The organism is Nocardia farcinica (assembly GCF_029867845.1).
Lineage (GTDB): Bacteria > Actinomycetota > Actinomycetes > Mycobacteriales > Mycobacteriaceae > Nocardia > Nocardia farcinica_A.
The window spans coordinates 1-10,701 of the sequence record NZ_JARWRU010000067.1; the positions used below are offsets into that span (position 1 = coordinate 1).

The window sequence follows — 10,701 nt, forward strand, 5'->3', positions numbered from 1 at the left end:
GCACCAGGGTGCGGCTCGGCGACCCCGACGGCGCGGCCTGCGCCCACCTGCTCTTGCTGCGCGCCGACGCGCCCTGGGAGCGGCTCAATGTCGCCGACACCGTGAAAGTGCCCTGGCAGGCCTATCTCGGCACCGGCCACCCGCTGCTGTCGGACCAGGGCCGGGTGCTGGCCACCGTGATCGCCGACCGGTCGGGCCACCACGACGCGCTGTGCGGGCCGAGCCCGCGAGCCCGCCGGGCGCTGCGGCTGGCGGCGGCCAAGCAGGGTCTGGAGCCGCGCGCCGTCGCGCCGCGCGTGTCGTTGTTACGGGGCGGGCGGGGGGGGGCCCGCCGAGGGCGGGCTGGCCGCCACCGGTGGCGCGGGTGCAGGCGCCACGGTCGATCTGATCGTGCACCTGCCGGTCACGCTGCTGGTGGCCGCCGCCGAGCACCCGCTCGACGACCGCCCGGTCACCGATCTCGACCTGGTGGCCTGGCGCGCACCCGCCGACCTGGCGGCCGAGCACAACCCCGACCCGGAATACCGCCGCGCCGTCCACAACACCGAAGAGGCCTGGGCCGCCGCCGCGCACCACATCGCCACCGGCACGAAGGAGATCCACGCATGAGCGCCATGACCCGCACCGTCGTCCTCGACGAGACCGTGCCCGCCTGCGCGCCGTGGTCGGCCGTGGTCCGGGCGGGCGACCAGCTCGAGATCATCGACCTGCACGGCAATCAGGCGGTCGACTGCCTGCTCTACAACGCCGCCGACCACACCGACCGCTACAGCGCCCAGGCCACCGTCACCGCCCAGCGCAACATCTTCCTGACCACCGGCAGCGTGCTGCTCACCGACAACGGCACCTCCCTGATGACCGTGGTCGCCGACGAGGTGGGCAACCACGACACCATCGCGGGCGCCTGCTCGCAGGAGTCGAACACGCTGCGCTACGGTCACCACACCCGCCACCAGCACGCCTGTGTGGAGAACTTCCTCACCGCCGCCCTCGAATGGGGCCTGGGCAAGCGGGATCTGGTGTCCAACATCAACTGGTTCATGAACGTGCCGGTGGAGGCCGACGGCACCCTCGGCATCGTCGACGGACTGTCCGCGCCGGGCAAGAAGGTCACCCTGCGCGCCGAGACCGACACCCTGGTGCTGGTCTCCAACTGCCCCCAGATCAACAACCCCTGCAACGGTTTCGACCCGACACCGGTGCGCATGGTCGTCACGCGCTGACCCGCTGTCCCGCCGCACTCGAACGGAGGCCCCGTCATGAACCCGGGCATCACCCTCACCGCCACCGCGTCCCCGGCGCTCACCGTCCCCGCCGCACCGGCCACCGGGAGCGCCGCTCCCGCCGTGCCTCGGCCCGCCGCCCGCGCGCAGGCGCACCCGGCCGCCGCGGGCGGATGCGAGGTGCTTCGCCCCGGCATGCTGACCACGGTGCAGGACTGGCCGGGCCGGATCGGCTACTGGCACGTGGGCGTCCCGCCGTCGGGGCCGATGGACGATCTGTCCTTCCGGCTGGGCAACCGGGCGCTCGGCAACGCCGAGGGCGCGCCCGGGCTCGAATGCACGCTCGCCGGTCCCGCCCTGCGGTTCACGGTCGCGACCCGGGTGTGTGTCACCGGCGCGCCCGCCGATGTGCGGGTCGACGGGGTGGCGGTGCCGCAGTGGCGGCCGGTGACGGTGCAGGCGGGCGGGGTGCTCGACGTGGGTGCGGTGCGCGGGCCGGGCATGCGCTGCTACATCCTCGTCGCCGGCGGGCTGGCGATCGACGACTACCTGGGCAGCGCCGCCACGTTCACCCTCGGTGGCTTCGGCGGCGGCACGGGTGCGGCGCTGCGGGCCGAGGACGTGCTGCCGCTGGCCGCCGACCACGGCAGGCCTGCCACCGCGGTCCCGGCCGACGACCGTCCTGCCTTCGCGCGGCACTGGGAGCTGGCGGTCACCGAGGGCCCGCACGGCGCGCCGGAATTCTTCACCCGCGAGGACGTCGCCACCATCCTTGCCACCGACTACGAGGTGCACTTCAACTCCGACCGCACCGGTGTGCGGCTGGTCGGCCCGAAACCGCGCTGGGCCCGTGCCGACGGCGGCGAGGCGGGTCTGCACCCGTCCAACATCCACGACACCGCCTACTCGGTGGGCGCGCTCGACTTCACCGGCGACACCCCGATCCTGCTCGGCCCGGACGGCCCCAGTCTCGGCGGCTTCGTCTGCCCGGTGACCGTGGTCGCCGCCGAACGCTGGAAGCTGGGCCAGCTCACCCCCGGCGACACGGTCCGATTCGTGCCGGTCCGCGCCGAACACGCCGCCTCACCGCGCGAACTGGGCTCCGCCCGGCGCGCGAACTGGCCGGTCGTGCTCTCCCCCGGCGGCGACGGCGACGACGGCGTGCTCGGCCGCGGCGAGGCCGACGAGCACACCGCCATCACCTACCGGCGCGCCGGCGACGACGGCGTGCTGGTCGAATACGGCGAGATGACCCTCGATCTCGGCCTGCGCGCCCGTGTACACGCCCTGCACCAGCACCTGCTCGAGCGCGGCGAGCCCGGCATCACCGAACTCACCCCGGGCGTACGGTCGCTGCAGGTGCGCGTCGACCCGGACCGGCTGTCCACGTCGAGCCTGCTCGGCCTGCTCGCCGACGCCGAGGCGGCGCTGCCGCGGGCCGGGGAACTGGTGGTGCCCAGCCGCACCGTGCACCTGCCGCTGTCCTGGGACGACCCGGCCACCCGCGAGGCCATCATCCGCTACATGCACGGCGTGCGCTCGGACGCGCCCTGGTGCCCGTGGAACATCGAGTTCATCCGCCGCATGAACGGATTGGACTCGGTGGCCGACGTCTTCGACACCGTCTTCGCCGCCGAATACCTGGTGCTCGGGCTCGGCGACGTCTACCTCGGCGCGCCGGTCGCCACCCCGACCGACCCGCGCCACCGGCTGGTCACCACCAAGTACAACCCGGCCCGCACCTGGACCCCGGAGAACGCGGTCGGCATCGGCGGCGCCTATCTGTGCGTCTACGGTATGGAGGGCCCAGGCGGCTACCAGTTCGTCGGCCGCACCACCCAGGTCTGGAACCACCGCGCCCCCGGCGAACAGGACCCGTGGCTGCTGCGCTGGTTCGACCGCATCCGCTGGTACCCGGTGTCGGCGGAGGAACTGCTCGACCTGCGCGCCGACACCGCCGCCGGTCGTGGCGCCCTGCGTGCCGAGGACGGCGAGTTCCGCCTCGCCGAGTACCGCCGCTTCCTGGCCGACAACGCGGACTCGATCGGCGAGTTCCGCGCCAGGCAGGCCGAGGCCTTCGCCGCCGAACGGCAGTCCTGGCAGAGCTCCGGCGAGCTGAGCGGAGACCAGTAGTGCGCGATGCGCGCCGCGCGCCGGTGGTGACCACCTCCGGCGAACCGATGGGAGAGAACCGATGAGCGTGTGGATCCACCGACGGCCCGAGCACGAGGTGGCCGCAGAACTGGCCGCGGCCACCGGCCCGCTGGCCGGGTTGCGGCTGGCCGTCAAGGACAATGTCGACGTGGCAGGCCTGCCCACCACGGCAGGCTGCCCCGGCTACGCCTACGTGCCCGGCACCGACGCCGCCGCGGTGGCCGCCCTGCGCGCGGCGGGCGCGGTGGTGACCGGCAAGACGAATCTGGACCAGTTCGCGACCGGCCTGGTCGGCACCCGCTCCCCCTACGGCGCGGTCCGCGACGCCCGCAGACCCGAATACGTCTCCGGTGGTTCGAGTTCCGGCTCGGCGGTGGCCGTCGCCCTGGGCGAGGCCGATATCGCGATCGGCACCGACACCGCCGGTTCCGGCCGCGTGCCCGCCGCCTTCCAGGGACTCGTCGGCATCAAACCCACCGTCGGTGTGGTGCGCACCGACGGCGTGGTGCCCGCCTGCCGCTCCTACGACTGTGTCACCGTCTTCGCCGCCGACCTGGCCACCGCCGACCGGGCGATGGGTGTGATGGCCGAGGGCGCGGCAGGCAGGCCGTGGCCCGCCGACGCCCGCCTGGCCGCCCCGCCCCAGCCGACGGTGGCCATCTTCGATCATCTGCCGGAAATGGACCCCGAGTGGCTGACGGCCTTCGACCGCACGGTGGCGGGTCTGCGCGAACGCGACGTGCGGATCGTGACCGTCGACCCCGCCCCCTTCCTGGCGGCGGCGAAGCTGCTCTACGAGGGCGCGCTGGTGGCCGAACGCTATTGCGCCGTCGGCGAATTCGTCGACCCCGACGCGACGGCAGCCGATGTGGACTCCGTCGGCGCGGCCACTGTCGACGAGACGGTGGGCGCGATCATCCGGGCCGCCCGCGACCTGCCCGCCCACCGCCTGGTCGGCGACCTCGCGGAACTGGAACGCCTGCGCGGTCTGGCCATGGCGAGCCTGGACGGCGCCGACGCGCTGCTTGCGCCCACCGCCCCGTTCCAGCCGACGATCGCCGAGGTCGCCGCCGACCCGATCCGGGTGAACTCCCGCGTGGGCACCTACACCAACTTCTGCAATCTGTTCGACCTGTGCGCGGTCGCCGTGCCCGCCGGGACCGCGGGCGGGGCGCAGTTCGGCGTCACCGTCTTCGCGCTCGCCTTCGACGACGCCGTCGCCATCGACATCGCCGCCCTCGTGCCGAACGGGACCGCGACGGCCGAACCGCTCGCCTCCGCCTGGCCCGCCCGGGTCGCGCCCGTACAGGAACTCGTCGTCTTCGGCGCGCACCTGCGTGACCAGCCGCTGGCCCATCAGCTCACCGACCTCGGCGCCCGCTGGGCAGGTCCGGTGCGCACGGCTGCGCGTTACCGTCTCGGCGCGCTGAAGACCACCCCGCCCAAGCCCGCCGTCACCCGGGTCGGCGAGGCCGAGACCGGCGTGGCCGTCGCCGGTGAACGCTGGCTGCTGTCCCCGGCCGCGCTCGGCCGTTTCCTCGCCGCCCTGCCCGCCCCCATGCACCTGGGGGCGGTGGAGCTGGCGGACGGGACATGGGTCACCGGCTTCGGTTGCGAGGGGACGGCCGCCGAGGGGGCCACCGACATCAGCGCGTTCGGCGGCTGGAAGGCGGCCCTGGCCGCGCACGCGGTGTGAGCACCGGCGTCAGGTCCGGGTGAACGTGCCGAGCCCGTCGCGGTCGTAGTACTCGAGCACCAGCCGGTCGCCGTCGAAGGTGGCCTTCGAGACGGTGCCCGGGTCGGCCATCTCGCCGGTGGGGGTGAACACGAAGGTGTCGCCGTCCCAGTGCCGCAGCGGCAGCGTCGTCCGCGCCGGGCCGAGCACCACCACCAGCTCCTCGTCGCGCACCTCGACCGCGGCCGGGCCGAAGAAGGAATTGCCGTAGCTGCCCGCGTACTCCGTGAGCGGCCGGGCGGGCGCCGGGTCGGCGGGGGCGTCCTTGCCGACGAGTTCGCCGGAGGGCGCGTCGATCTGCTCGAAGGCCTGCCGGTAGAGCTCGCGCCAGTCCTCGCGGATCTCGCCGAACTGCACCAGGTCGGCGAACTCGGCGTTCAGTGTCTCGGGAATGCCGGTTGCGGCGGCGTTGGTGAGGGTGACGATGCCGATCTCGGCGCTGGGGATCGCGGTGAAGGCCGTGCCCGCGCCCAGATTGAACGCGCCGGAATGGCCGAGCACCACCCGTCCCGCGGCGGAGGTGCCCACATTGAAGCCGTACCCGTAGAAGCCGGCGCGACTGTCCGGGTCGGCGGGCGGGGCGGAGACGGACTGGGGGCTGATGGCAGGCAGCAACGCGGCCGCCGGGACGATCTCGGCGCCCTCGAATGTGCCGTCACCGAGCAGCATGGCCAGCCAGCGCGCCATGTCACGCACCGAGGAACTCGCGCCGCCCGCCGGTGACTGCGGGTCGGGATCACGCGGCGGGTCGGCGGGCCGGTACGCGCCGTCGACCAGCACATGCCCGACCGCGCGATCCCGGCGCGCCACGAAATCGGCGTAGCGGGAGCTGGTGTCGTTCATGCCGAGCGGCTGGTAGAGCTCGCGCTCGGCGAGCGTGGCCCAGTCGGTGCCCGCCCGTTCGGCGACCGCGACGGCGGCGGCCGTGAGACCGAAGTTCGTGTAGGCGTAGGAATCGCGGAAGGGCGCCAGCGGCAGTTGCCGCAGCCGCTCGAGCACCTGGGTCCGGTCGTAGCCGAGGTCCTCGAGCAGGTCACCCGCGTGATCGGGCAGGCCGGAGCGGTGCGCGTACAGGTCGCCCACCGTCACGTGATCGGAGACGTACGGGTCGGCGAGCGCGAAATCCGGTGTCAGCTCCCGGATCGGGGTGTCCCACGAGACCCCGCCCGCACCCACTCGGCGCGCGACCACCGTGGCGCCGAGGGGCTTGGACACCGAGGCCAGCTGGAAGACGGTGGACGCGCCGACCGGTTCCCCGGTGGTCACATCGCGCACCCCGAATCCCTTGCTGTACACCACCTCCCCGTGGTGCACGACCGCCACGGCCATGCCGGGGATGCCCGAGTCGGCCATCAGCTCACCGGCCAGACGATCGAGTTCGCCCACCGCGCGGTCGATCTGCCCCTCCGGGATGGCCACCCCGGCCACCGCGTTCGGCGACACCTCGTGTTGTCGCGTCGAGGCCGAGGGCGGCGCCGGGCTGTCCGCACCGTCCTCCCCCACCGTGCAACCACCCGCCACCAGCCCCGCCACCACAAATCCCGCGACAACCCCGCAACCACGTCTTCGCACGAGCCACACCTCCTGGGTTGTGACACACGACCGGGTGTCCCTCCCGAGCGTAACCCCGGCACACCGGCCGGTACGGTTCGTGGCGCGTGCGTGTCCCTGGCACTCGAATCTGCGGGATTTTATTGCCTGCCGCTTCCGATAGCCGCTGTTCACCGGCGGTTTTCACGTCCCGCCGCCCGGCCGAGATCCCGAGGGGGGAGCGAATTCCCGGTCGATACTTCTCGCGTCGGTCACGGCGGAGGAAAGAAGCGATGACGACTCAGCAAGCACCCTCGATGAGCCCCGAAGTTCTCTGGTACATCCCCAATCAGGTCGAACCCGGACACCGGGGCGACGACACCTTCACCCCCGACCACAACAGCCTCGACACCCTCACCTCGCACGCGCGGGCGCTCGAGGAACACGGCTGGCAGGGCGCGCTCATCGGCACCGGCTGGGGCCGTCCCGACACCTTCACCGTCGCCGCGGCCCTGGCCGCGCGCACCACCACCTTCCAGCCGCTGATCGCCATCCGCCCCGGCTACTGGCAGCCCGCGAACTTCGCCACCGCCGCGGCCACCCTGGACCACCTGACCGGCGGCCGGGTGCGCATCAACATCGTCTCCGGCACCGACCACCTGGAGGCCTACGGCGACGCCGAGGGCGCCCAGGCCGACCGCTACGCGCGCACCAGGGAATTCCTGCAGATCGTGCGCAAGCTGTGGACCGAGGAGAACGTCACCTACACCGGTGAGTACTACCGGGTGAAGGATTCGACCGCGCAGCCGAGGATCGTGCCGCGCGCGGGCAGACCGCACCCGAAGCTGTACTTCGGCGGCGCCTCCGAGGCTGCCCAGCGGGTGGCCGCCACCGAAGCCGACGTGCAGCTGTTCTGGGGCGAGCCGCTGGACGGCGTGCGTGAGCGCATCGAGAAACTCGAGGCGCTCAGCGCGGAGCTCGGCCGCGAGCATCCCCCGCTCGAATACGGCCTGCGCATCACCACCTTCGTGCGCGACACCACCGATCAGGCCTGGGCCGACGCCGAGGCCAAGGTGGCCGAGCTGGCGAAGAACCGCCCCGAGCAGAACCGCTCGCGCCGCACGGCCGTCGGCCAGCAGCGCCTGCTCGAGCTGGCCGAGCGCGGCGACGTGCTCGACGACAACCTCTACACCGCGCCCGGCCGGGTCGGCGGTGGCGGCGCGGGCACCACCTGGCTGGTCGGCTCGCCCGAGGACGTGGCCGAGTCGCTGCGCAAGTACCAGGATCTCGGCATCACCCACTTCGTCCTGTCCGACACCCCGTACCTGCGGGAGATCAAACGTCAGGGCGAGCAACTGCTGCCGCTGCTGCGCGGATGAGCGACCCCGTCTGTTGTCCCGGCAGCCGCGCCGACGATCGCCGTCGGCGCAGGCTGATCGCGGTGTTCGCGGCCACCAACACCGTGGCCTACGGCGCGCTGATCCACGCGTTCACCGCGCTGCTCGTCCCGCTGTCGGAGGCGCTGAACGCCACCCGCACGGAAGTGGCGGTGGCCGCGACCATCTCGACCCTGATGGGCGCGGTCGCGGCTGTTCCCGTCGGCGCGCTGCTCGACCGCTACGGCGGACGCGCGCTCATGTCGACCGGCTCGGCCGTCGGCGTGGGCGCGGTGCTGCTGTGGTCCCAGGCCCAGAACCTCGGTCAGCTCTACCTGGCGTTCGGACTCGTCGGCCTGGCGCTGGCCATGTCCACCTACGAGGCGGCTTTCGCCGTGCTGGTGGTCGCGGTCGACAGCCGTCGCCGTGACAGCGCGATCGTGGCCGTCACCATGATCTGCGGCCTGGCCACCAGTTTCTTCACCTTCCTGACCGGCTGGCTGGACACGCTGATCGGCTGGCGCGCCACCCTGCTGGTGCTGGCCACCGTGCTGGCCGCGGTCGCGGTGCCGCTGCACCTGTGGGCCGTGCCCGACCGCGCGGCCCACCTCGGCCGGGCGACCGCGGCCGGCGGGGAGCCGGTCGGCAGCGCATTGCGCAGTCCCCGGTTCTGGCTGCTCGTTGTCGCTTTCGTCGCCCAGAGCGGCGCGACGGCCGCCTTCATGCTGATGATGGTCGCCTACTTCCGCGACGTCGGTCACGCCCCCACCACCGCCGCCGCCATGCCGATCGCCGTCGGCGTGCTACAGGTCGTCTCCCGTATGGCGCTGGCGCCGCTGGCCCGCCGCTTCGGCATGACCCGGGTGACCGCCTTCTCCTTCGCCGTGCAGGGCCTCGGCCTGATCGCCATGCCGTTGGCGGGCGCCTCCGTCCCGTGGACCCTGCTGTGCGTGGCCGGTTTCGGCCTCGGCCTCGGCGTCAGCGTCGTCGCCCGCCCGTCCATCGTCGCCGACACCTTCGGCGTGGCCCGCTTCGCGGGCATCCTCGCCCTCATGACCGTCCCCGTCGCCGCGTCCCGCGCGGGCACGCCGCTGGCCGCCGCCTAGCTCGCCGACTGGCGCTTCCTCGTCGTCATCGGCGCCGCCACCCTCCTGGCCGCCGCCGCCCTCGTCCCGCTGTGCGGGCCCGATCGCGTCGAGGAGACGATCCTCGTCGACGCGCACGGGCGGTCCCGCCCGGAATCCGACGCTTGATCTCCCGGCCGTCAGGGGCAGGCGTCGATCTGTTCGACCAGCCAGGAACCGAGTTCCTCGGTCATGGTGGTGTGTCCCTCGTTGCCGCTCGCGCAGGCGAAGGCGTCGAGTTCGCTGTCCTGGTCGCGGATCTCGCGGTAGAGGACGTCGGGGTCGTCGATCGGGCCCGCGGCCACCGCGCTGACGGTCGGTACGAAACAGCAGGTGGAATACCGGCGGTCGACCTCCTCGCAGCCGAGCATGCGCATGAGCATCGCGGCCAGCCCGAAGCTGCCGGGCGCGGTGGGACTCTCGGGGAACAGGCCGCCGGGGGCGCCGTCGATATCGGGCAGGCCGCCGGCGTACACGTCGACGGCGGGGCGGTCGGCGCAGTGCAGGGTGGCCACGACGCGCTCCCCGGTGTCCTGGGTGAACAAGGTGGCCTCGGTCAGCACCTCGCCGTAACCGCTGACCGCGGCGGTGTCCGGGTCGATGCCGTTGCCCACGCCGGTGCGCACGCCGTTGGCGACACCGACCCGACGCATGTCGCGCGGCCACTGCCCGACCGCCGCCAGCTCGTCCAGGAAGTTCAGCCGCTCGATGCCGCGGCCAGGCCGGTCGCCGATCTTGCCGAGATGCCAGCGCGCCGTCTGCCGGGCGGCGGGGCTGTCGACCAGTTCGGAGAACCGAGCGAACAGCGGGTTGTGCATCCCCCAGTTCTCCTTCACGAAATGGGCGAAGGCCTGCAACGAGACCGGCAGCCAGGCGCCGGTGTGCGGGGTGTCGTAGGACAGGTAGAGCCCGGTCTCGGGATCGGGCAGGGCGGGGTCGCGCTGCATCCGCGCCAGCGCGTAGCGCACCACCAGCCCGCCGGTGCCGAACCCGCCCGCCACCAGCGGCGCGGCGCCGACCCGCTCGGCGAGCACCTCGCCGAGGCATTCGATCACGGTCTCGGCACTGGTGAGCAGGCAGGCCGCACGGTCGTCGAAGCCGAGCAACACGACGTCACGGCCGATCGCGTGCAGCGCGCTGACGAACCTATAGCGCCCGTTGTCCTCCAACCCTGCCCACAGTTCGGCCAGGCTGCTGCGCCCTGCGGCGAAGCCGTCGGCGAGCACGACCGGACGCACCAGCCCGCCCCGGCTCGCCGGGCTCGGGTACACCCAGGCGGTACCGCCCGCACCCGTGGTGAGCGGCCAGATCTCCTCCGGCTCCGGCGGTTCGGGACAGACCGCGTCCACGGTGGAACCGAGCGGACCCCAGACGTTCACAACAGCCATGACGCTCCTCGATCGCTGGACGGACGTACGGAACCACGGCGGGGATCGGCGGGGCCCCCCGGCCCGGGCACGGGCCGCCCCGCGATAACCGCAACGCCCCCCCCTTCACCCGGGCGGGCCGGCCCGCGAGGCGGTCGGTGTGCCACAGCTGCCCGGGCGCCAGCGAGGGGA

General features: G+C 73.0%; 6 protein-coding genes and 2 pseudogenes. 6 read left to right on the top strand and 2 right to left on the bottom strand.

From position 1 onward, the window contains the following. From QH283_RS01070 to atzF, 4 genes and pseudogenes are all read left to right on the top strand, one after another. A pseudogene (locus tag QH283_RS01070) lies at window positions 1-609 on the top strand (DUF1989 domain-containing protein); the annotation flags it as partial. After that, entirely contained in the window at window positions 606-1,223 is a 618-nt protein-coding gene (locus QH283_RS01075; protein WP_280501147.1) for an urea amidolyase associated protein UAAP2, read from the top strand. The pseudogene QH283_RS01070 and the gene QH283_RS01075, both read left to right, overlap by 4 nt. Window positions 1,224-1,418: 195 nt before the next feature. Then, complete coding sequence (locus QH283_RS01080) at window positions 1,419-3,356, top strand: 5-oxoprolinase/urea amidolyase family protein (RefSeq protein ID WP_414689700.1); 1,938 nt, start codon at window positions 1,419-1,421, stop codon at window positions 3,354-3,356. Window positions 3,357-3,393: 37 nt separating this feature from the next. Continuing rightward, window positions 3,394-5,073: pseudogene (atzF, locus tag QH283_RS01085) on the top strand (allophanate hydrolase); the annotation flags it as partial. A 9-nt stretch (window positions 5,074-5,082) separates the two neighbouring features. On the opposite strand, the gene QH283_RS01090 reads toward atzF, so the two are convergent. Then, window positions 5,083-6,645, bottom strand: coding sequence for a serine hydrolase (locus tag QH283_RS01090; RefSeq protein WP_280501149.1), 1,563 nt, complete (start codon window positions 6,643-6,645; stop codon window positions 5,083-5,085). A gap of 314 nt (window positions 6,646-6,959) precedes the next feature. Between QH283_RS01090 and QH283_RS01095 the strand changes: the two genes are divergently transcribed. After that, a complete protein-coding gene (locus QH283_RS01095) occupies window positions 6,960-8,021 on the top strand; it encodes an LLM class flavin-dependent oxidoreductase (RefSeq protein ID WP_280501152.1) in 1,062 nt (353 codons plus the stop codon). After that, the gene (locus tag QH283_RS01100) at window positions 8,018-9,124 is read left to right on the top strand and encodes an MFS transporter (RefSeq protein ID WP_280501150.1); all 1,107 of its coding nucleotides are present in this window, start codon (window positions 8,018-8,020) and stop codon (window positions 9,122-9,124) included. The genes QH283_RS01095 and QH283_RS01100 overlap by 4 nt, the downstream gene beginning before the upstream one ends. A 158-nt stretch (window positions 9,125-9,282) precedes the next feature. On the opposite strand, the gene QH283_RS01105 is transcribed toward QH283_RS01100, so the two are convergent. Continuing rightward, on the bottom strand, window positions 9,283-10,530 hold the full coding sequence (locus tag QH283_RS01105) for a hypothetical protein (RefSeq protein ID WP_280501151.1): 1,248 nt from the start codon (window positions 10,528-10,530) through the stop codon (window positions 9,283-9,285). Window positions 10,531-10,701 lie beyond the last annotated feature (171 nt).

Bases quoted from the DNA above. Each gene is read 5' to 3' on its own strand.
- QH283_RS01075 (WP_280501147.1), top strand. From the start codon at position 606: ATGAGCGCCATGACCCGCACCGTCGTCCTCGACGAGACCGTGCCCGCC.
- QH283_RS01080 (WP_414689700.1), top strand. From the start codon at position 1,419: ATGCTGACCACGGTGCAGGACTGGCCGGGCCGGATCGGCTACTGGCAC.
- QH283_RS01095 (WP_280501152.1), top strand. From the start codon at position 6,960: ATGAGCCCCGAAGTTCTCTGGTACATCCCCAATCAGGTCGAACCCGGA.
- QH283_RS01100 (WP_280501150.1), top strand. From the start codon at position 8,018: ATGAGCGACCCCGTCTGTTGTCCCGGCAGCCGCGCCGACGATCGCCGT.
- QH283_RS01105 (WP_280501151.1), bottom strand. From the start codon at position 10,530: ATGGCTGTTGTGAACGTCTGGGGTCCGCTCGGTTCCACCGTGGACGCG.